Source organism: Rhizobium sp. HT1-10 (assembly GCF_049472505.1).
Classification (GTDB): Bacteria; Pseudomonadota; Alphaproteobacteria; order Rhizobiales; family Rhizobiaceae; genus Rhizobium.
The window spans coordinates 466370-487682 of the sequence record NZ_JBCEBQ010000003.1 but is presented as its reverse complement, the minus strand read 5'-3'; the positions used below and the strand labels follow the sequence as shown (position 1 = coordinate 487682).

Below are 21313 nucleotides of genomic sequence, written 5' to 3'. Positions count from 1 at the left end.
GGGCGGAGAACCAACAGGAGGTGGAACGCCATGATCATTCTCGAAACCGACCGCCTCATCGTCCGCAACTGGCGGGAAGCTGATCGGGACCTGTTCTACGAGATCAATTCGGACGAAACGGTGATGACCTTCTTTCCCTTTCGCAGGGACCGGGAGAGTTCGGATACGTTCTTCAACCACGCCCGGACGATGATCACGGAGACGGGGCTCGGCTTCTACGCGCTCGAAGTGAAGGCGAGCGGTGAGACGATTGGCTTCTGCGGACTGGTTGCCACCGACCACGAGCCCGCTATTCCGAAAGGCACCATCGAGATCGGCTGGCGCCTGGCAGCGCGGTACTGGGGCAAAGGCTTTGTCACCGAAGCGGCCACGGCACTGCTGCGCCATGGTTTTGAAACGCTTGGGCTGAACGAAATCGTCTCCTTCGCTGTCCATGACAACCATCGCTCAACCGCCGTCATGCGGCGCATCGGCATGCATCGCAACCCCGACGACGATTTCGATCATCCCCGCGTTCCCGACAGCATGCCGGCCCTGAAGCGCCACGTGCTCTACCGCCTGACGGCGAAGGAATGGCGCGCCGCCGAGGGGCTGAAGTAAGCGCTACTCCAGCGGCACAGCAATGAAGCGCAGGTCGCCGTTCGGCGCGGCGATCATCATCTGCGCGTTGCGACGTCCGTCTTTCTTCAGCGAAGCCACCTTCGTCGAGACGGAAACCGCGCTCTTCATGAATTCCTGCGCCACCTCGACGATCACGTCGCCCGGCTTCAGCCCCTTTTCGAGGGCCGCCGATCCCGGCGTCAGCTGCAGGACCACGACGCCGTCGACGCTGTCGGCGATCCCAAAGGTCTTGCGATTCTCCGCATTCAGCCCGGCCAGCTGCATGCCGAGCACGGTCTGGACGGTATCGGCATCCGGCGCCGGCACCTGCGTTGGATCGCCCTGCTCTTCCTGATCGTCCATGCCGTCGTCATCCCCGGCGCCGTCGCCGTCAGGATTGATGATGCCCTTGTCGGTTTCGCCGCCCGGGGCAGCGCCTGGCGCAGGAGCCTTGCTCGCCTCGGCAGCGGCCGTATCATCGAGCTTGCCGAGCGTCACCTTCACCGTCTGCTCCTTGCCGCCCCGCATCACAACCACGTCGACGGCCTTGCCAACCGGGCTTTCGGCAACCACGCGCGGTAGGTCGCGCATTTCGTTGACGGCCTTGCCATCGAAGGTCAGAATGACGTCACCGGCCTGGATCGAGCCGTTGTCGACCGGACCGCCCTTGATCACCCCCGCCACAAGCGCGCCCTTGGCTGCCGGCAGACCCAGGCTTTCCGAAACGTCGTCGGTAACCGGCTGAATGCGAACACCGAGCCAGCCGCGACGAGTCTCGCCAAAATCCATCAGCTGCTTGACGACGCCGCCGGCAATTTCGGAGGGCACCGAGAAGCCGATGCCGATCGATCCGCCGCTCGGCGAGATGATCGCCGTGTTGATGCCGATGACTTCACCATGCATGTTGAACAGCGGCCCACCGGAATTTCCCTTGTTGATCGCCGCATCGGTCTGGATGAAGTTGTCGTAGGGCCCGGCATTGATATTGCGCCCCCGGGCCGACACGATGCCGACGGTCACCGAGCCGCCGAGGCCGAAGGGATTGCCGACCGCCATGACCCAGTCGCCGATGCGCATCTGGCTGGAATCGCCGAAATGGACGGATTTCAGCGGCTGCTTGGACTCGACCTTGAGAACCGACAGGTCGGTCTTGGTATCGGTACCGACCAGCTTGGCCTTCAATTTGGTGCCATTCGGGAAGATCACTTCGATATCGTCGGCGCCTTCGATCACATGGTTGTTGGTAACGACATAGCCCTTGGGATCGATCACGAAGCCGGAGCCGAGCGAACTGACCTTGTGGTTGTTGCTCTGGCCGGGCTTGTCCTTGAAGAAATCATTGAACAGGTCCTGGAAGGGCGAGCCATCCGGCATCTTCGGCGTCGCCACCGTCCCCTCGCCCTTGACCTTCTGCGAGGTTGAGATGTTGACGACGGCATCGAGCAGCCCGGCGGCGAGATCCGCGACCGACGCCGGACCGGCAGCACCGGTCATCGGCGCGGGGCTGGCACCTGCGGCCGGCGGCATGACTGCAGGCGGAACCGGTGCGGCAACAGGCGGCACCGGTGCGACCGGAGCCGCGGGCACGGCGCCCTGGACGCCGGACAGGACATTCGTCGCGCCTTCCGCATAAGCGCGCTCGAAGCCGTTAAGGGTGGAGCCGGCAACAATGGCCGCGCCAGCCAGAAGGGCAAGCGAACGTCGAAGGGTCGGGCATGCGGTCGAGGCCATCAGGCATCCTCATCAAGTGTGCAGGTCGTCTATTGCACCATCAGCATAGGGCGGAATGATGGAGGGTGGAATCGTCTTTTTCGCTAATCCCCGCCCGTGATGGTCGCAGGCCTGGCGGCTGCCATAAAAAAATCGGGCCTCCCTGGGGAGGCCCGACCTTTTGGATCGATTGTCTTCTGCTCAGCGGTCCGTCAGTTGGCGGCCGGTGCTCCCGGAAGCGACAACGGCGCATTGGCCGATGGCGCCGCCAGCGCAGGCGCGCCCGGCTGCGGCGCCGGAGGCGTGCCGTTAGGGCTCTGGAAATAGCGGAAGAAATCCGAGGTCGGCGACAGCACCATCGTGGTGGAGCCGGAGCCAAGCGCATTGTTGTAGGCTGCCATCGACCGATAGAATTGGAAGAAGGCAGGATCGCGCGAGAACGCATCGGCAAAAACGCGGGCCCGTTCGGCATCGCCCTCACCGCGCAGAACTTCGGAATCCCTGCTGGCATTGGCGAGGATTTCGACGACCTGGCGGTCGGCGACAGCGCGGCGACGCTGGCCCTCTTCGGTACCGTCGGCGCGCAGCAGCTCGGCCTCAGCCAGACGTTCGGCCCGCATGCGGTCGTAGGTCTTCTGCGAAACGTCCTGCGTCAGGTCGGTGCGGCGGATGCGGACGTCGTCGATCTGAAGGCCGAGCGTTTCGGCGTCGCGATGCAGGTCATTGCGGACCTCGAGCATCATCGAGACACGCTCGTCTGACAGCGCAGCGTCGAATTCACGCAGACCATAGACACGCCGCAGCGACGAATCGAGGCGCGTGCGCAGCCGGGATTCGGCGGCCGTGCGGTCGCCGGAGACGGTTTCGCGGAACTTGCGTGCATCGGCGATCTTGTAGACGACGAAGGCGTCGACGTCGAAGGTGGCGCCGCCCTTCACCTGCACACGGATATTGTCGAGATCGAAGCGCAGGGCCTGCTTCTCGACATACTGGACGCGGTCCGCGTCGGCAAAGGCAAACGGCAGCTTGAAGTAGATGCCGGGCTCTGACTTGACGGACTGGATCTGACCGAAGCGGACGACGATCGCCTGCTGACGGGCATTGACCACGAACACCGACGAATAGACGATGAACAGGATCACGGCGACGGCGATGACGATCGCCGGCAGACGGCTGGAGGACATGTTCATTTCACTTCCTCCGCCTTGGGCAGCGGCGGAACCGCGGCCGTGCCGACACCATTCAGCGGAAGGTAGGGCAGCACGCCCTGCTTCTGGTCGATGATGACCTTGTTCGAATTCTTCAAGACGGATTCCATGGTTTCAAGGAACAGGCGTTCGCGCGTAACGTCGGGTGCCTTCACATACTGGTCGTAGACAGAGACGAAGCGCTGGGCCTCACCTTCGGCTTCCTTGACGACACGGTCCTTGTAGGCCGCCGCTTCTTCGCGGTTCTGTGCCGCCTGACCGCGTGCGCCACCGAGCTTCTGGTTGGCGTACTGGTTGGCTTCCTCGACGAGGCGCTGCTTATCCTGGTCGGCGCGCTGCACTTCTTCGAAGGCATCGGCCACTTCACGCGGAGGCGCGACGTTCTCGATGTTGACGCTGTTGATGCCGATACCGGCACCATAGCGGTCCATTGTCCCCTGAATGATGTTCTGGACTTCGCTGGCAATCGCCTGGCGGTTGTCGCGGAACGCATCCTGTGCAGGACGACGGCCGACAACTTCACGCATCGCGCTCTCGGAGACCTGCTGCAGCGTTTCCGCCGGGTTCTCGAGGTTGAACAGGTAGGCCTTCGGATCGGTGACAGTGAACAGAACGGTGAACTGGACGTTCAGGATGTTCTGGTCGCCCGACAGCATCAAGCCAGCGGTAGCATTCGCATTGCCACGCCCGCCGATGCTCTGCAATTGCTCGGTGACCTTGACGATATTGATCTGGTCCATCGGCCAGACGTGGAAGTGCAGGCCAGGAAGAGAAATCTCTTCCTTCGGCTTGCCGAAGCGCAGCTCGACGCCCCGCTCATCGGGCTGGACGGTGTAGATGCACTGGATGAGCCAGAAGACGACGAGGACCGCCGCGATAATCAGAAAAATGCCGCTGTTGAAGCCGCCGGGAATGAAACCCTTCATGCGCTCCTGACCGCGTCGGATGATCTCTTCCAGATCGGGAGGTCCGCCGCCGCCATTGCCGCGCGGACGTTGTGGTCCCTTGCCCCAAGGCCCTGGTTTGTTTCCATCGCCGCCGCCCCCCCAGGGACCGCCGCCATTCTGATTACTCCAGGGCATTAAAACCTCATCGTTCGTGGAAATATTGACACATCGTCCGGCACTGGCTCCCCCGCGCGGCAACGATTGTCCTCGTTATAGGTATCGCCGATGTCGCTTTCAACGCAACCTGCAGAAGTTGGGCACCATTATTGGAAAAATAGTTGATTTTTGAGGGGATTTTCCGTCGTTGGAAGTCAAAAGGCAGCTTTTCGAAACTATCCCTGCTAAGGCTTCGTAAGCATCATGCTTCGCTATTGACGGCGCTTGTAGGTCACGAAACGGGTGGGCAAGCTGTCACGCTCGCCTGCCGGCACCAGCATCTCGGTATCCGCACTCCATATCGAAGGATCGATTTCTGGAAAGGCTGTATCGCCTTCCACATCCGCCTCGACATGCGTGACATGCAGAATATCGGCGCCTTCGATCGCCTGCCGATAGATCTCGCCACCACCGATAATGCAGATTTCGTCCAGACCATCGCCAAGCGCGACCTCGGAAGCCTGCGCGATGGCGTCATCCAGAGAGTTGGCAACCGCGACATCGCCCGGATGGTAACTTGTGTCGCGGGTAATGATGACATTCGTCCGTCCCGGTAGCGGCTTGCCGATCGACTGGAAAGTCTTGCGGCCCATGATCACCGGCTTGCCGAGCGTCAATGCCTTGAAGCGCTTGAGGTCAGTGGAAAGCCGCCAAGGCATATCGCCGTCGCGACCGATGATGCCGTTGCGCGAGACGGCAACGACGATGACCTTCCTGACTGCGGACAAGGTAACCTCCACTCATGCAACCTCTGACAAGGAAGCTCCGCGAAGATCTGCTTGCCACGCGAACCATTGTCATTGAAGGGTCGCGAGCGTCAAGCATCGTTGAGGCCTGATGACGTCTTCGTGCTTCCATGCCAATAACGGCATGGCTTGAAATCGGCTGTGCTTTCGGCAAGTTGGATCTTGCATCGAAGTTGTGCCAACCCATTTCCGATGCCTGGCCAACGTCGCCACCCCTACCTGGAGTTTACCAATGACCGAGACTACCGAATACAAGCCAGCCAGCGTCTGGACCTGGGACAAGGAGAGCGGCGGACGGTTCGCCAACATCAACCGGCCGATCGCCGGCGCCACCCACGACAAGGCGCTGCCGGTCGGCAAGCATCCGCTGCAACTCTACTCGCTGGCCACGCCCAACGGCGTCAAGGTCACGGTCATGCTCGAGGAACTTCTGGCCCTCGGCCACGAAGGCGCCGAATACGACGCCTGGCTGATCCGCATCAACGAAGGCGATCAGTTCGGCAGCGACTTCGTCGACATCAATCCGAATTCGAAGATCCCTGCCCTGATGGACCGCAGCGGCGAAACGCCGGTGCGTGTGTTCGAATCGGGCTCGATCCTCTTCTATCTCGCGGAAAAGTTCGGCTCCTTCCTGCCCACGGAACAGCCGGCCCGTACGGAATGCATGTCATGGCTCTTCTGGCAGATGGGCAGCGCGCCCTATCTCGGCGGCGGCTTCGGACATTTCTACGCCTACGCCCCGACCAAGATGGAATATCCCATCAACCGGTTCGCCATGGAAACCAAGCGTCAGCTCGATGTTCTCGATCGCCGGCTTGCCGACAACGAATATCTGGCCGGCAACAGCTATACCATCGCCGACATCGCCGTCTGGCCCTGGTACGGCGCCCTCGCGAAGGGCTGGCTCTACGAGGCAGCCGAATTCCTGCAGGTGAAGGAGTACAAGAATCTGCAGCGCTGGACGGACCATATCGGCGAGCGGACTCCCGTGCAGCGCGGCCGGATGGTCAACCGCGTCTTTGGCGAGCCCGCAAGCCAGCTGCACGAACGCCACGACGCCAGCGACTTCGATACAAAGACGGCCGACAAGACACCGGCCTAGGATCCTCGGATCGGCGCGTCGGCCATTACCCGATCACGGTCATCGTCCTGTGGCGCTCGGTCGTTCCTACGGATTGGCGCGCAGGTAGGCGATGACGTCTTTAATTTCCGACTGGCTCCACAGTCCCCAGAACGACATGCTCGTTCCGGGGATTTTTTTCTTCGGGCTGTAGAGAAATTCCGACAGCGCTTCGTCGTTCCAGACCAGCCCGGCAGCCCCTGCATCCGTCATTGCCTTGGAATAGCGATAGCCGGGCACGCTGCCGGCGGGTCGGCCGACGACGCCCTTGAGATAGGGACCGAAGCCGTTCGTCTCGCGGTCCAGCACATGGCACTGCGTACAGAGTTGGAAGACGCGCTTGCCATGCTGAAGGTCTTCGGCCGACCCCGAAGCGGCCATCAAGAGCCATGACAAGACAGCGAACAGCACCTTCAAGTTAGTCTGCGACATGATGGATTTCGGGCGCTCCAGATGAGATGACGGTCTTCGACTTAGCACATAGAGCAGGAACTTCGATAACCGTTGGTCGTTAACGGGTGGCAGCCGAGTGCTGCGGCTCACAACAAAGACGGAGACTAAAATGAACCTCGCCGGCAAGAAAATCGCCATTCTGATCGCCCCGCGCGGTACCGAAGAACCCGAATTCGCAAAGCCCAAGCAAGCCGTCGAAGGCGCCGGCGCGACGGTCACGGTCATCGGACTGGAAGCCGGACAGGCGCAGACGGTCAACAATGATCTCGACCCGGGCGCGAGCTACACCGTCGATAAGACGGTCGCGGATTGCTCCGCCGATCAGTTCGACGGCCTCGTCATTCCGGGCGGTACCGTCGGCGCCGACAAGCTGCGTGCCGACGAGGCGACGGTGTCCTTCGTCCGCTCGTTCTTTTCGCAGGCAAAGCCCGTCGGCGTCATCTGCCACGGTCCCTGGGTGCTCGCCGAAGCCGGCGTGCTCGAGGGCCGGACGGTGACTTCCTTCGCATCGATAAAGACCGACCTTGAAAATGCCGGCGCCAGCTGGGTCGACAAGGAAGTGGTGGTCGACAAGGGTCTGGTGACCAGCCGCAGCCCGAAGGATCTGCCGGCATTCTGCGCCAAGATCGTCGAGGAATTTGCCGAGGGCAAGCATCCTGAACAGGCCCGCAGCGCCTGACCCGAAAGCCTGGTCGCAGCCACGCCTGCGGCCAGCCCCCTCCTGCGGCGCCCGATGCCGCCATTCACGCTCAAAGCACACAGAAGTTTGTGAAATCCCCTGTTTTGGCTGGATTCGGCGGCGCCGATGGTTCAAAAACGAGGGATGAAAACAACCAAAGATTCCCTTTTGCCAAGGCGCCCGATCTCATTCCTGCGGCATTTCCTGCAGAGTTCGTCGGCCGGCGGCATTGTCCTCATGGCCTCTGCGGTGATTGCGCTGCTGGTGGCCAACTCTCCGCTCTACCCGGTTTACGCCGATATCCTCCACCGCTACGTGGCCGGCCTCTCGGTGCTGCACTGGGTCAATGACGGCCTGATGGCAATCTTCTTCCTGATGGTCGGCCTCGAGATCAAGCGCGAGGTGCTCGACGGCCAGCTCTCGACCTGGTCGCGACGGGTCCTTCCGGGAGTAGCCGCGCTTGGCGGGATGATCGTCCCCGCGCTTATCTACCTCGCCTTCAATCTCGGAGAATCCGGACATCCGAATGGCTGGGCCATCCCGTCGGCGACCGACATTGCCTTTGCCCTCGGTGTCCTGTCGCTGCTCGGGCCCCGGGTGCCGCCATCGCTGCGCATCTTCCTGACGGCCCTGGCGATCATCGACGATCTCGGTGCCGTATTGATCATCGCCTTCTTCTATTCTGGCGACCTCAACGTCTATGCCTTGGGTGGCGCCGCCGTTGTCCTCATCGCGCTTGTCGCCCTTAACCGGCTTGGGGTCTCCCGCCTGCTGCCCTATCTGCTGCTCGGCGCGATCCTCTGGTTCCTGACGCTGCAGTCCGGCATCCATGCAACCCTTGCCGGTGTTGCGCTCGCCTTTACCATTCCGCTCAGCGCCTTCAGCGTCAAAGCGGAAACCGAAGTCTCGCCTTTGCTGAAACTCGAACATGGGCTCCAGCCTTGGGTGAACTTCATGGTCGTACCGGTGTTCGGCTTTGCCAATGCCGGCGTCTCCTTCGCGGGGCTATCGCTCGCCGCCTTCGTCGACCCGGTGCCCCTGGGCGTGGCGCTTGGCCTGTTTCTTGGCAAGCAGCTCGGCGTCTTCGCCTTTTCGGCTGCCGTCATCCGCATGGGCTGGGCCGAGCTTCCCAAGCATGCCAGCTGGCTGCAGCTCTATGGGGTGGGGCTTCTCTGTGGCATCGGCTTTACCATGAGCCTGTTCATCGGCCTTCTAGCCTTCGCCTCAGACCCGCTCCTGCAGGACGAAACGAAGCTCGGCGTGCTCCTGGGCTCGCTGCTGTCGGCGCTCGCAGGTGCTATCGTGATCAAGAGAGCCTGCCGCGACCCCTCGCCGCCGGCCAGCGGAGATGCCGCCTGAGATTAAGCGGCAGCGGTCGTCCAGACCGCCGCCGCAACGACTGGCCGACGCGGGACGAGGACTGGCATCGCTCCGCACGATCTTTCCCACACAGCGTGCAGAGAACGGCCTCCCACCCTCGTCATCATCGTGTCGTTGCCGTAAAGCATAAGCGCAACAACCCACTCCATGGAAGGCGAGCGATACACGCAGTGCCCCATTCTAACGCCGGATCAGGAGGTGGCTCCCATGCGTGAAGCTACGCCGAAAACATCTGAAGCCGACCTCAATGCAAAGGCGGCAGGCGGCGTCTTCGTCGAGCAGGCCGGCGCAATCTGCTATCGCAAGATATCTAGGGAAGTGCTACTGATCACCAGCCGCCGCAGCGGCCGCTGGGGAATTCCAAAGGGTAACATCGAGGTTGGGGAGACCTCACTCCAGGCGGCGGAACGTGAGGCCTTCGAGGAGGCCGGAATACGTGGCGCCTGCGCTGTCGATAGGCTCGGCACCTTCCGCTATCGTAAGGATGGCGCGAGCGCCGTTTACCGCGTCTCGGTGCACGTCCTCGACGTCCAGCTGGCATTGACCGAATTCCCGGAAACGGACCAGCGCCTGTCGAAATGGGTCGGTATCGGCGACGCCGCCGACGCCGTCTACCAGCCGGAACTGAAAGAGCTTCTTCAAATCCTCGCCACGCTTGAAGCGACCGCCGACACTTTCTGACGGCGGCGAAACCGTGCTGGCGCGTGGACCTGACGGCAAAACTCTGGAAGCGTTGGGGCGCTAGACCGCGACAGGCGCATCGATGGCCGGATGCGGATCGTAACCCGTCACTTCAAAATCCTCGATCCGGTAATCGTCGATGCTGTCCGGGTGCCGCAGGAGGCGAAGCTTCGGAAAGGGGCGCGGCTCGCGGCTGAGGATGGTGCGCGCCAGATCCATGTGGTTGAGATAGAGGTGGACATCGCCGCCGACCCAGATGAGCTCGCCCGGCGTCATGTCCACCTGCTGCGCCACCATGTGAACCAGTGCCGCCTGCTGCGCGAGGTTGAAAGGATTGCCGAGACCGACATCGCAGGATCTCTGCCCGACCAGCAGCGACAGCTTCCCGCGCTTGCCCGATCCCTTCACCGCTTCTGCGTTCTCCCCATCGGCGATGTTGCTGACATAAAACTGGTAGGTCATGTGGCAAGGGCTGAGCGCCATCCGGTCGAGTTCGCCGACATTCCAGGCGTGGAACAGCATGCGGCGGCTGGCCGGATTGGACTTCAGCGTCTCGATGACGTTGGCAATCTGATCGTGCTCCTGGCCATCCGCATCCAACCAGCGACGCCACTGTTTGCCGTAGACGGGTCCGAGATCGCCCCATTCAAGGGCGAAGGCGTCGTCCGCCAGCACCCGCTCTTCGAAAGCCTCCTGGGAGATGGCGTCGCCGGTCGCCTTGCGATACTTGTCGAGCGGCCAGTCGGTCCAGATCCGGACGTTTTCGCGCAGCAACGACTGGATGTTGGTCTGCCCCGTCAGGAACCACAGCATCTCCTTGACGGCCGTTTTCCAGAACACCCGTTTGGTGGTGTAGACCGGGAAACTTCCATCGGACAGATCGAAACGCATCATCGCGCCGAAGGTCGACAGTGTGCCGACGCCCGTCCGGTCGATGCGGCGATCGCCCTTTTCGAGCAGGTGCTCCAGCAGGTCCAGATATTGATATTCGGGATGACGGGCCATTTCCAAATCCTTCTGCTGCCGACCGCGCGGGCGCTCCAGTGACGGTCCTGCCCAAGGTCTGCCCTGTGAGCCTGCGGCACCGCAGGCGCCTCAGGCGTCGAGAGAGTGGCCTCGGCCTTAGCCGATTCTTGCCTCCAGTTCCTTACGGACAAGATGCGGCAAAACCAACGTTTTGCTGGCGGCCTTCCTGAATTCTCCCCCGCTTTCACAGGCGCGTTGGAAATTGCTGGCGAAATTTGCGCTTCGCTCTTCCCTCCGCGATCGGAAGACACTATATCGGTGTTGCCGGTTTTCGGACCGGCTATGGCGATAAATGAGCGATGTAATAAACCTATTGGACCCGGGGGCGGTACCCGGCGCCTCCACCAAAAACCGGCCTGGCTAAGACCGGCTTTTGATGGGGGCGAAACAGGATCGACAAGGGTGTAAAGATCTACTTTTTGCTCGGCATTGTACCACCGTTATCGGACTAAATCTGTAGTTGCAAACACCAACTATGCGGAAGCTCGTCTCGCTGCTTAATCGCAGTGTGACACTTCAAATCAAGTCCTAAAGGTTCGCACCTGAAGGCGGGGTTCGGAGGTACCTGGCAACAGAAACCTCCACTTTCTCCCTTTTTTTGCTATGATCTATGGTCACGGGACATAACTCTGATGTCGGGGGGTTTTCCGAATCCGCCTGCCGTGGCATACAGCCTCGACGAGAGACAATGAAAGACGAGAAAGCATGGGGCAGGATCATATCCGCTACGATATTCTGGCACAGGACGCGCTGCGCGGAGTTATCCGTAAGGTATTGACCGAGGTCGGAACGACCGGCCGCCTGCCCGGCGACCATCATTTCTTCATCACCTTCCTGACCGGCGCCGCTGGCGTGCGCATTTCCCAGCATCTCAAATCCAAGTATCCGGAGCAGATGACCATCGTCATCCAGCATCAGTTCTGGGAACTCAAGATCACCGAAACCCATTTCGAGATCGGCCTGTCCTTCTCGGACGTGCCGGAAAAGCTGGTCGTCCCCTTCAACGCCATTCGCGGCTTCTATGATCCCTCGGTGAATTTCGAGCTGGAATTCGATGTTCCGCTCAGCGACGAGGAAGAACTGCCGAGCGGCGAGATCACCGCATACCCCGTCAATACGGACCTGCCGGGTCAGCCGGCCGTAATCGTCGAGGGTGAAGAGAAAAAGCCCGGATCTGTCATCTCGCTCGACTCTTTCCGCAAGAAGCAATGAGGTCGGCGGGTTAGGCGGAACAGCAACGCGAGCGGATCCATGGCGGACATCGTCAACCTGAAACAGTTCCGAAAGAAGCAGGCCCGCTCCGAGAAGGAGAAACAGGCCGAGCAGAACCGTTTGACCTTCGGCCGCACCAAGATCGAGAAGCAACAAACCACCAAGCTCAATGACAAGGCTGCCAAGGCTCTGGACGACGGCCATATCGAGCCCAAGCCCGTTGATGAATGAAGCCTGCCGCTCGTTCGCGCTAACCCCGGCACTGAAAGACAAACGCGCTCGACACGGGTGTTGCCCCGACCATCAGGCCATCCGCCCATGATCCGCAAGCACTCGGCCACGCTGCACGGACACCGCACAAGCTTCACGCTGGAAGACGGCTTCTGGGATGAACTTAAGGCGATTGCCGCAGCGCGCGGCCTGTCGCAAGCCGCCCTCATTGCTGAAATCGACGACGCCCGACCGCCAGAGAGCAACCTCTCCTCGGCACTCCGCCTGTACGTCCTCCAATGGCTGAAGGACGCTCGCCTGCCATCCTGATCCGGCGCAGGCCAGATCGCTGGCCAACACATCCCCACGAACCTTCCCGCGCAAGGGCGTATCTTACCGCGGGACGGCCGACAGCCTGCCACCCGAGCCATTCTCAGCCTTGCGGGGCATTGCCCTAATTAGGGAATGTCGGCTTGTCGTGGGGATACTGTAACCTCTTTGCCGAATAGGGTGGCGGCTAAACCGTGTCGAAACAGGCCTTAGCCCGCCGGCCCATCAGAACTTGGGCGGCGCGCTGAAATCTGGCACTGTCAGGGGCGGCACCGGCGGTGAGCTGGCGGGAGGCGCCGCCTCCTGTGCTTTGGCCTTCGCATCGGCATCGGCCTTTGCCTTGGCGTCAGTTGCAGCCTGCGCGCGCGCCGCTTCATTGGCCTGGAAACGGGCCAAGGCTTCCGCCCTCGCCTTGATCGCCGCGTCGATCTTCGCCTTCAGTGCGGCATCCGCCTTGGCTTTTGCTTCGGCTGCGGCCTGGGCGTCGGCCTCCGCTTTTGCAGCTGCCTCGGCCTGAGCCTTTGCCGCCGCGTCCGCCTCGGCCTTCTGCTTTGCCTTCTCTGCCGCCTCGACCTGACGTTGCGCCTCGGCCTGCTGAGCCAATTGCCTGAGGCGCTCTTCCTCCGCCTTGCGTTGCTGCTCGATGACGGCATCGCGCTGGCGCTGGATCTCGCGCTCGCCGGCAGCATATTTGGAGAGGGACACCTCGCGTCGCAGCCGCTGCTTCTCGAGTACTGCCGATTGCAGCCGCTCGACCCGCCGCCGCTCGCGCTCGAAGGCCCGCAAGGATAGGAAGCTGGTGATGTCGCTGGCGTCGAGGCTGCGTGTCGGGGTCGCGAGCGGCCCGGTAAAGCTCAAGCGCAGTGCCGGTTCGGCACCGCTGACGGCATCGGCCCCGGCGTTGAGGTTTATGCCGAGCGTTCCCCGCACCGCTTCGCTGGAGAGATTGATCTCACCGTTGGCGGCAATTTGCGCCATATCCGTAGTCGCCTTGACATTGTCGAAGCGCACCCTGCCGCTGGCAATATTGAGCGGAATGGTCATCGGCTTCAGCACCGCCTCGCCGTTGTTCAGCAGCGTCCGGACGATCGGTTCGATCTTGTCGACCGTGACCTCTCCCTGGATCTGGTCGGTAGCTGACAGAAGCGAAGGGAGGATGCCGAGGTTGAGACCGCGAATCCGGGTCTCTCCCAGCGTCACTTGTCCGGACCCGGTGGCCGTGCTCGCGAGATCGCTGGCACTTTGCCCGCTGGCCTCGAGGCTGAGCGCCAGTCCGGCGCGGCCTGACGCGACAGGCGCGCCGTCGCGCTGCCATCCGACGACGGCAAGATCGGTATTCGCCAGGTCGAGCTTCGTCTGCAAAAGCGCCGTGCCGTCATTGTTTGCGAGGAGCAGGCGCCCGCCGATTGTACCGCCGCTCCAGCCGCCAGCCATGTCGGTGAGCTGCAACGCATCGCCTTTGTAGGCGAGGTTCGTGGTAAAGTCGGACACGGGCCCGAAGACGCCGGGCCACAGCTGTTTGGCCGAGAGCTTGACGTTGATATCCGTGCCCGTGAACATCGGCAGGCCAAGCTTGGCCTTGGTCAGCCCGCCTGTGATCGGGTCCATCATCGGCCCGTAGATAGCTTCGCCGAGCCATCCGAGATCGACCTCGCTCAAGGCGAGTTCGCCGTTGGCCTTGATGGTGGGCGCCTTGCGATCGAAGGTTAGCTTGCCGGTCATGCCGTTGTTGGCGAGCTGGGCCTTGATATCGGACAAGGCCACCTTGTCGGCATCGATGGTCGCCGTCGTCTGGAACTTGACCGGCAGGCCGGTGCCCATCTGCGGCATGCCGATGCCGTTCATGACCAGATACGGATCGAGATCGGCGCTTTCGAGCGACAGCGCCATGGTGCCGTTGAGGAAGTTCGCGGGCCGCACATCGATCTTGCCGTTTGCCGTGAACGAGGTCTTGTCGGTCGCAAATGTCAGCGCCGCATCCGCCGGATCGTTGTCGGTTGCCGAGACCTTGAGCGTCAGGCGGCCATTCGCATCCGCTTCGACCGGCAGCGGGTCCAGCCCTGCCTGGCCGAACAGGATGGAGGTCACCGAGTTTTCAAGCGTTCCCTCGAGCGTCGTCGTGCCCTTGCCTGTCAGCGCCAGAAGATCCGACATGCGGTAGTCGAGATTGACACGGCTGCCGTTCGACACGCCGGCAAGTGTCAGCGACAGACCATTGCCTTGATCGCCGCCGAGCGCCAGCGCCCCGCGCAGCGCCGTGTTTCCGTACCAGGCAGCATTGCGCACCAGCCGATCGACCACGGGATGATGCGGCAGGTGCTGGCTGAGCATGGTGAAGAACGGCCCCGGATCGGCCGCCTTGAAGGTGATCTCGCCCGAGCCCTTGTATTCGAGCATCGAGCCGGAAGCCCGTCCCGTCGCCGTTATCTCGGCGCCGGCGACATCGCGGACGAAGAGCTTGTCGAGCTTCAGGGACCCGTCGGCAATGCCGAAGGTCGTCTCGACATTGCTGGCCGCAATGCCATTGGCCGAAAAGCTGTCGGCTTTCAGATGGGCGTTGATCTTGTGGTCGAGAATGTTCTCGCCGGGCTCCTGTCCGGTAAAGAGACCGGTGAGCGCGCGCAGAGCATCGAGGTCGAGCGCGTCGCCGGTCAGATCGACCGCCAGCGTCGGCGCCTGGTTCTCCGTCAGGGTCCTGTCCAACCTGCCCTTCAGGGTCGCGCTGCCGATGGCGATCTCGAGATTGTCGAAGCGCTGGCGGAGATGCGTCAGATTGACGTCGGCCGAAAAGCCCGCCGCCTTCAGCTCGCGGATGGACGGATCGACCGTGCCCGATAGCCATGCAGCGAGCCCCGAAGGCTGGCTGGAGGCGACGATGAGACTGCCGGTGAATTTGGTGTCGCCCTGAAGCAGCAGGCCACCCTTGGCTTCCACCTGGGTGCGGCCCGGCAGTGTGCCGACTGCCTTGTCCACCGTCCAGCCGGCGCCCGCCGGTTCAAGGTCGAGCTGCACGTCACGCAGCGTCGTGTCGCCGGCGACGATCGCCGGCAGTCGCACCGTTGCCTTGCCTGGCACCTGCGGCACCGGGATTTCGGCGGCGATGGCAATCAGGCTGCTGAGCCGCTGGCGGGCCGATACGGACGGATTGCGCGTCGTCTTGCCTTCGCTGCCCTGGTTGCCCAGACGGTTGACATCGATCTGCTGACCGTCCGCCGTCAGCAGGAACTCGGGCTTCGGACCCGTGTCGAGCGTCGCCTCGCCGGTAATGACATAGGGATCGTCGATGGCGCCGAGTTCAAGACGATATTCCGGTATGCGAATGCGGTCGTTGGTCAGCTCGAACTTGCCCTTGGAGCGCGGCGCGGTGGATTTTGCGTCGCCCGAAAGCCTGCGCGCCTGGCTTGTCTCGATGCCAGCCGAGAAGGTGCCAAGGTAGACCGGCTTGCTGCTGACCAGCTTCAATTCGCCATCGAGATCGACGCTGACGGGATGGCTCTGCGGCGCCAGGCGGGTATGGACCCGGAGCACGCCGTCGTCGTCGGGCTGGCTGCTAGTCACGGTGAAGTTGCCCCGCTCGCCATCAAGCGCACCATCGCCCTCGACGCGCCATGGGCCGGCCAGGGACTTTGCCGACATCTCCGCGTTGAGATCGGTGACATGCCGGGTGCGGCCCGACTGTTCGTCGATGAACTCGACCTGGCCGCCCTCGACATGAACGTTTTCCAGCACCACCGACTTCGCCGTAATTTCCGAGCGGCTGCCGCGCATCCAGTCGAGCGTTCCATCCTTCAGCAACCGCAGGCGCACCTTCGGCTGCGAGATGCGCATGTCGAAGATCAGCGCTTCGCCGGAGAGAAACGGCGCCAGCTCGGCGTCCATGGCGAATTCGGAGATCTGCACCTGCGGCGTCCCGTCCGGCTCCTGCCCGACCCGCACATCGTGCATCGTGACGGAGGGAAAGGGCAGCAGGCGCGCATCGACAGACCCGTAGACGGTGACCTTCTTGCCGATGATGCGGCTGGCCTGATCTTCAAAGCTCTGCCGGAATCCGGTCCAGTCGATGAAGAGCGGCGCCAGCAGTGCCACGAACAGCACCACCACCAGGACGCCACCCAGAAAGACCAGGACCTTACCTAACAACGCGTTGACTCTCCATTCCGCATGCCTGTCACGACACTAGCGCCATTCAGGCCGGGGGCAAGGCAAACTCATGGTAATATTCCATTTTTCAGTCAGCATGGAAGATTTTGCCGGGGTTGAATATGCCATCGGGATCGAGACCGCGCTTGACTTGCCGCATCAGCTCGACGGCGCCGCCGAGTTCCTGCTCGAGAAAGCTCATCTTGCCCTGGCCGATCCCATGCTCGCCGGTGCAGGTGCCATCCATCGACAGCGCCCGGGCATTGAGGCGCGCCACGAAACTCTCGGCCGTGGCTATGCCTTCGGGCGTCTTGTCGTCGAACAGCAGCAGAACGTGGAAATTGCCATCGCCGGCATGTCCGACAATTGGACCCAGCAGACCATGCGCCTCGATATCGGCCTGGGTCTCGACCACGCATTCCGCCAGCCGCGAGATCGGCACGCAGACATCGGTCGACAGGGCTGCCATGTCAGGCGCGAGCGCCCGGCAAGCCCAATAGGCGTCGTGGCGGGCCTTCCAGAGCTTGTTGCGCTCCTCCAGGTTTACAGTCCAATGGAACTCGCCGCCGCCGCACTCGGCGGCAATCTCGCCGAAGTCGACCGACTGCAGCGCCACCGTCTCCTCCGTTCCGTGAAATTCCAGGAACAATGTCGGCTGCTCGGCCAGGGACAGTCCGGAATAGCGATTGCAGGCGCGCACCTGCATGCCGTCGAGCAATTCGATGCGGGCAACCGGAATGCCCATCTGGATGGTCATGATGACAGCATCACAGGCGGCCTTGATCGTCGGAAAGGCGCAGACGCCGCCGGCAATCTTCTGCGGGATTCCCTGCAGCCGGAGCGTGATCGACGTCAGGATGCCGAGCGTGCCCTCGGCGCCGACGAACAACCGCGTCAGGTCGTAGCCGGCCGACGACTTGCGCGCCCGGCGGGCCGTGCTGATCTCTTCGCCCGATGCCGTCACGGCGGAGACCGCAAGCACATTATCTTTCATCGTCCCGTAGCGAACGGCATTGGTACCGGAGGCGCGGGTCGAGGTCATGCCGCCGATCGAGGCATTGGCGCCGGGATCGATCGGGAAGAACAGGCCGGTGTCGCGGAGATAGACATTGAGTTCCTCCCGCGTAATGCCGGGCTCGACGACGCAGTCGAGATCCTCGGCATTCACCGCAAGAACCTTGTTCATCCGGCTGAAATCGATCGATATTCCACCACTTGGCGCATTGACCTGCCCTTCGAGCGAAGAGCCCGTGCCGAAGGCGATGACCGGCACCTTGTGCGCGACGCAGACCTTGACCGCCGCCTTCACATCTTCGCTGCTTTCGGCAAACAGGACGCCATCGGGGAGTTGCGCGGGGATATAGGTGGTTGTGTGTGCGTGCTGGGCACGAAAGGCTTCGCCGGTCTGGAAGCGCTCGCCAAATGCCTGCTTCAGGATGTCGAGCACGGCAAGCACGCCGACCTCGTTCCGCAGTCCCGCCTTTGCATCCGCCAACGCCATTCGCGCAATCTCCCCTGCGATTCTGGCCAAGGCCAATCAAGGCCCGGCGGGTTTCTATGAGACAAGCCAACCCTCCTGTCCAGCCAAAGAGTGGATGTCCGGTGACCTGATCGAAGCAGCGTGCTTAGGGTCGACCCATGCGCTGTCAGTCGGCCTGTGGCCGAACGCACCAACGTGTTGCACAAAATGACGGCAGATGCGTGACCGGGAGGGATCGGGCGACGGATTGATGGCTTCCGGAGCGACTTCTGTCGCAGTCAGGGCTTGGCATGCAACTTGCGTCGACCGGTGGAAGTCTTCGAATGAAAAGGATCCACAAATGATACGCAGACAGTTCCTCGCGATGGCCGGCATTGCGGCAATGGCCATGGGGACGATGGCAGCACCCCACGCCGCCCGCGCCGACGCCCTCGCCGACATCACTGCCCGCGGCTCGATCCGCGTTGCCGTCCCGCAGGACGCCCCGCCCTTCGGCACCGTCGGCCCGGACATGGAACTGCAGGGCCTCGACATCGACATGGCCAAGCTCATCGCCGAAAAGCTCGGCGTCAAGGCTGAGCTGGTGCCGGTGACGCTGCCGAACCGCATCCCCTACCTGCAGACCAACAAGGCCGACATCGTCATCTCCAGCCTCGGCAAGAACCCGGACCGCGAGAAGGTGATTGATTTCACCTCGCCTTATGCACCCTTTTTCAACGGTGCCTTTGCCCCGGCCGACATCAAGATCGCGTCGGCCGCCGATCTGTCCGGCAAGACGGTTGCCGTGGCGCGCGGCGCCATCGAGGACCTGGCGCTCACCAAGATCGCCCCGCCCGATGCCATCATCAAGCGCTTCGAGGACAATAACGGCACCATCTCGGCCTTCCTCTCCGGCCAGGTCCAGGTCATCGTGACGGGCAACGTCATTGCTGCGGCGATCCTCGAGAAGAACCCGCCGAACCGTCCGGAACTGAAATTCCTGATGAACAAGTCGCCCTGCTACATCGGCCTCAACAAGGGCGAGGATGCGCTGAAGGGCAAGATCAACGAGATCATCGCGGCCGGCAGGGCCGACGGCTCGATGAACAAGATCACCCAGAAATGGCTGCACCAGGACATCCCGGCCGATCTCTAGGCCCTCTCTCGCCCCGGCTGGCGCCTCACCGGCGCCGGCCTTCCGGTGGATAGCAAAGGAACCTGAATGCGCTATCATTTCGATTTCGCCTGGCTCGGCGAATACTACCCGATGCTGATCAAAGGTGTCGGCATCACGCTGGAGCTGACGGCGGTCGGCGCAGTCTTCGGCATCGCACTCGCCATCGCCTGCGCCTGGGCCCGCGCGCTCGGCCCCCGCTGGCTGAGGCTCCTGATCGTTCCCTATGTCGAACTGATCCGCAACACGCCCTTCATCGTCCAGCTGTTCTTCATCTTCTTCGGCCTCCCCGGCATCGGCATCAAGCTCGGCGAAATGCCGGCGGCCAATCTCGCCATGGTCATCAATCTCGGCGCCTACGGCTGCGAGATCATCCGCGCGGGCATCCAGGCGACGCCGCGCGGCCAGTTCGAGGCCGGCGCGAGCCTCGCCATGACGCCGTTCCAGACATTTTGGCATGTCATCCTGGTGCCGTCGCTGCAGCGCATCTGGCCGGCCCTGTCGTCGCAGATCATTATCGTCACGCTCGGATCGGCCGTCGTCTCGCAGATCGCCGCCGAAGACCTGACCTTTGCCGCCAATTTCATCCAGTCGCGCTCCTTCCGCGCCTTCGAGGCCTATTTCGTCTCAACGACCATCTACCTGTTGCTGGCCATCATCCTGCGCCAGCTCCTCTCTGGCCTTGGCCGCGTCCTCTTTCCGCGCAGGAGCGTCCGATGATCCAGTTCACCACCTGGGATATTCTTCGCAACCTGCTCTACGCTACCCGCTGGACCATCCTCCTCTCGCTGGTGTCCTTCATCGGCGGCGGCCTGCTCGGCATGGTGCTGCTTTACTTGCGTACCGGCAGGCGGCGGGCGGCACGGATTTTCGTCAAGTACTACGTCGAGCTGTTCCAGGGCACACCGCTGCTGATGCAGCTGTTTCTCGCCTTCTTCGGCCTCGGCCTGTTCGGCATCGACGTGCCGGCCTGGCTTGCGGCCGGCACCGCGCTCATCCTCTGGTCCGCCGCCTTCCTCACGGAAATCTGGCGCGGCTGCGTCGAATCGGTCGTCAAGGGCCAGTGGGAGGCCTCCGCCAGCCTCGGCATGGGCTATGCCCAGCAGATGCGCCACGTCATCCTGCCGCAGGCGATGCGGGTGGCCGTGCCGCCGACGGTCGGCTTCTCCGTGCAGGTGGTAAAGGGCACGGCGCTGACCTCGATCATCGGCTTCGTCGAGCTGTCGAAGGCCGGCACCGCCATTACCAACGCCACCTTCGAGCCCTTTACTGTCTACGGCTTCGTCGCCCTCATCTATTTCGCCCTCTGCTGGCCGCTGTCGAAAAGCAGCCAGATGCTTGAAAGGAAGCTGAATGTCGCTCATCGAAATCACTGAGGTGCGCAAGAGCTTCGGCAGCAATGAGGTCCTGAAGGGCATCACCCTCAACGTCGAGCCGGGCGAGGTCATCGCCATCATTGGCAAGAGCGGCTCCGGAAAATCCACTCTGCTGCGCTGCATCAACGGCCTGGAAGTGATCGACGACGGAGCGATCTCCGTTGCCGGCGCGCAGTTCCTGCCCGATGAACTGCACCTGAAGGCGTTGCGGCTGAAGGTCGGCATGATCTTCCAGCAGTTCAACCTGTTTCCACACCTGACGGCCGGCGGCAATGTCATGCTCTCCCAGAAGGTGGTGCGCAAAACGCCGAAGGCCGAGGCCGAAGCCATGGCGCGAAAAATGCTGGAGCGCGTCGGCCTTGCCCACAAGTTCGACGCCTATCCCGACGAGCTCTCCGGCGGCCAGCAGCAGCGTGTTGCCATCGCCCGGGCGCTGGCGATGCAGCCGATCGCGCTGCTCTGCGACGAGATCACCTCGGCGCTGGACCCTGAACTCGTTGCCGAGGTGCTGGCCGTGGTGCGCGAACTGGCCGCCGAAGGGATGACGCTGCTGATGGTCACCCACGAGATGAAGTTCGCCCGCGACGTCTGCTCCCGCGTTGTCTTCATGCACGAAGGCCGCGTCCACGAGATCGGTCCGCCCGAACAGTTCTTCAGCAACCCCAGAACGCCCGAGCTGAAGCAGTTCCTGGGGATGCTGTAGGGT

The 21313-nt window shown here is 62.4% G+C and carries 20 protein-coding genes and 1 other RNA gene; 13 read left to right on the top strand and 8 right to left on the bottom strand.

All coding sequences use genetic code 11. The features are described from left to right. Positions 1-30 precede the first annotated feature (30 nt). Entirely contained in the window at positions 31-600 is a 570-nt protein-coding gene (locus VH564_RS10940; RefSeq protein ID WP_423339848.1) for a GNAT family N-acetyltransferase, read from the top strand. Between the two features lie 3 nt (positions 601-603). On the opposite strand, the gene VH564_RS10935 is transcribed toward VH564_RS10940, so the two are convergent. The 4 genes from VH564_RS10935 to VH564_RS10920 form a co-directional block, all read right to left on the bottom strand. Further along, positions 604-2331 carry a Do family serine endopeptidase gene (locus VH564_RS10935; protein ID WP_423339847.1) on the bottom strand — a complete coding sequence of 576 codons (1728 nt, stop codon included), beginning with the start codon at positions 2329-2331 and terminating at the stop codon, positions 604-606. Between the two features lie 191 nt (positions 2332-2522). After that, complete coding sequence (hflC, locus tag VH564_RS10930) at positions 2523-3494, bottom strand: protease modulator HflC (RefSeq protein ID WP_423339993.1); 972 nt, start codon at positions 3492-3494, stop codon at positions 2523-2525. A 2-nt stretch (positions 3495-3496) separates the two neighbouring features. Then, entirely contained in the window at positions 3497-4600 is a 1104-nt protein-coding gene (hflK, locus tag VH564_RS10925) for an FtsH protease activity modulator HflK (protein ID WP_423339846.1), read from the bottom strand. 233 nt (positions 4601-4833) lie between these two features. After that, on the bottom strand, positions 4834-5349 hold the full coding sequence (locus VH564_RS10920; protein ID WP_423339845.1) for a dihydrofolate reductase: 516 nt from the start codon (positions 5347-5349) through the stop codon (positions 4834-4836). 250 nt (positions 5350-5599) lie between these two features. Between VH564_RS10920 and yghU the strand changes: the two genes are divergently transcribed. Beyond that, positions 5600-6469: a glutathione-dependent disulfide-bond oxidoreductase gene (yghU, locus tag VH564_RS10915; protein ID WP_423339844.1), complete on the top strand. Its 870-nt coding sequence runs from the start codon at positions 5600-5602 to the stop codon at positions 6467-6469. Between the two features lie 66 nt (positions 6470-6535). Here yghU and VH564_RS10910 read toward each other — a convergent pair whose 3' ends face one another. Next, the gene (locus VH564_RS10910; protein ID WP_423339843.1) at positions 6536-6919 is read right to left on the bottom strand and encodes a c-type cytochrome; all 384 of its coding nucleotides are present in this window, start codon (positions 6917-6919) and stop codon (positions 6536-6538) included. 130 nt (positions 6920-7049) lie between these two features. Between VH564_RS10910 and VH564_RS10905 the strand changes: the two genes are divergently transcribed. The 3 genes from VH564_RS10905 (at position 7050) to VH564_RS10895 (ending at position 9680) form a co-directional block, all read left to right on the top strand. Next, positions 7050-7619, top strand: coding sequence for a type 1 glutamine amidotransferase domain-containing protein (locus VH564_RS10905; protein ID WP_423339842.1), 570 nt, complete (start codon positions 7050-7052; stop codon positions 7617-7619). A 144-nt stretch (positions 7620-7763) separates the two neighbouring features. Then, on the top strand, positions 7764-8978 hold the full coding sequence (gene nhaA, locus VH564_RS10900) for a Na+/H+ antiporter NhaA (RefSeq protein WP_423339841.1): 1215 nt from the start codon (positions 7764-7766) through the stop codon (positions 8976-8978). Positions 8979-9206: 228 nt separating this feature from the next. After that, positions 9207-9680, top strand: coding sequence for an NUDIX hydrolase (locus VH564_RS10895; protein WP_423339840.1), 474 nt, complete (start codon positions 9207-9209; stop codon positions 9678-9680). Between the two features lie 60 nt (positions 9681-9740). On the opposite strand, the gene VH564_RS10890 is transcribed toward VH564_RS10895, so the two are convergent. Beyond that, positions 9741-10685 carry a thymidylate synthase gene (locus VH564_RS10890; RefSeq protein WP_423339839.1) on the bottom strand — a complete coding sequence of 315 codons (945 nt, stop codon included), beginning with the start codon at positions 10683-10685 and terminating at the stop codon, positions 9741-9743. Positions 10686-10930: 245 nt separating this feature from the next. Here VH564_RS10890 and ssrA point away from each other — a divergent pair. The 4 genes from ssrA (at position 10931) to VH564_RS10870 (ending at position 12458) form a co-directional block, all read left to right on the top strand. Further along, positions 10931-11292, top strand: a transfer-messenger RNA (tmRNA) gene (gene ssrA / locus VH564_RS10885). Between the two features lie 119 nt (positions 11293-11411). Beyond that, positions 11412-11918 (top strand): SspB family protein, encoded by a 507-nt coding sequence (locus VH564_RS10880; RefSeq protein WP_423339838.1) that lies wholly within the window; start codon positions 11412-11414, stop codon positions 11916-11918. A 39-nt stretch (positions 11919-11957) separates the two neighbouring features. Next, on the top strand, positions 11958-12149 hold the full coding sequence (locus VH564_RS10875) for a DUF4169 family protein (protein WP_423339837.1): 192 nt from the start codon (positions 11958-11960) through the stop codon (positions 12147-12149). A gap of 87 nt (positions 12150-12236) precedes the next feature. After that, positions 12237-12458, top strand: a complete 222-nt coding sequence (locus tag VH564_RS10870; protein ID WP_423339836.1) for a ribbon-helix-helix domain-containing protein — start codon at positions 12237-12239, stop codon at positions 12456-12458. A gap of 225 nt (positions 12459-12683) precedes the next feature. Here the strand turns inward: VH564_RS10870 and VH564_RS10865 are convergent, their stop codons facing one another. Both VH564_RS10865 and VH564_RS10860 read right to left on the bottom strand, forming a co-directional pair. Then, positions 12684-16598 carry an AsmA family protein gene (locus VH564_RS10865; RefSeq protein WP_423339835.1) on the bottom strand — a complete coding sequence of 1305 codons (3915 nt, stop codon included), beginning with the start codon at positions 16596-16598 and terminating at the stop codon, positions 12684-12686. Between the two features lie 88 nt (positions 16599-16686). Continuing rightward, complete coding sequence (locus VH564_RS10860) at positions 16687-18099, bottom strand: FAD-binding oxidoreductase (protein ID WP_423339834.1); 1413 nt, start codon at positions 18097-18099, stop codon at positions 16687-16689. A gap of 319 nt (positions 18100-18418) precedes the next feature. Between VH564_RS10860 and VH564_RS10855 the strand changes: the two genes are divergently transcribed. From VH564_RS10855 to VH564_RS10840, 4 genes are all read left to right on the top strand, one after another. Then, the gene (locus VH564_RS10855) at positions 18419-19213 is read left to right on the top strand and encodes a transporter substrate-binding domain-containing protein (protein ID WP_423339833.1); all 795 of its coding nucleotides are present in this window, start codon (positions 18419-18421) and stop codon (positions 19211-19213) included. A 66-nt stretch (positions 19214-19279) separates the two neighbouring features. Continuing rightward, positions 19280-19951, top strand: a complete 672-nt coding sequence (locus tag VH564_RS10850; protein WP_423339832.1) for an amino acid ABC transporter permease — start codon at positions 19280-19282, stop codon at positions 19949-19951. Continuing rightward, complete coding sequence (locus VH564_RS10845) at positions 19948-20607, top strand: amino acid ABC transporter permease (RefSeq protein ID WP_423339831.1); 660 nt, start codon at positions 19948-19950, stop codon at positions 20605-20607. Before VH564_RS10850 ends, VH564_RS10845 begins: the two co-directional genes overlap by 4 nt. Then, positions 20585-21310 (top strand): amino acid ABC transporter ATP-binding protein, encoded by a 726-nt coding sequence (locus VH564_RS10840; protein ID WP_423339830.1) that lies wholly within the window; start codon positions 20585-20587, stop codon positions 21308-21310. The genes VH564_RS10845 and VH564_RS10840 overlap by 23 nt, the downstream gene beginning before the upstream one ends. Positions 21311-21313 lie beyond the last annotated feature (3 nt).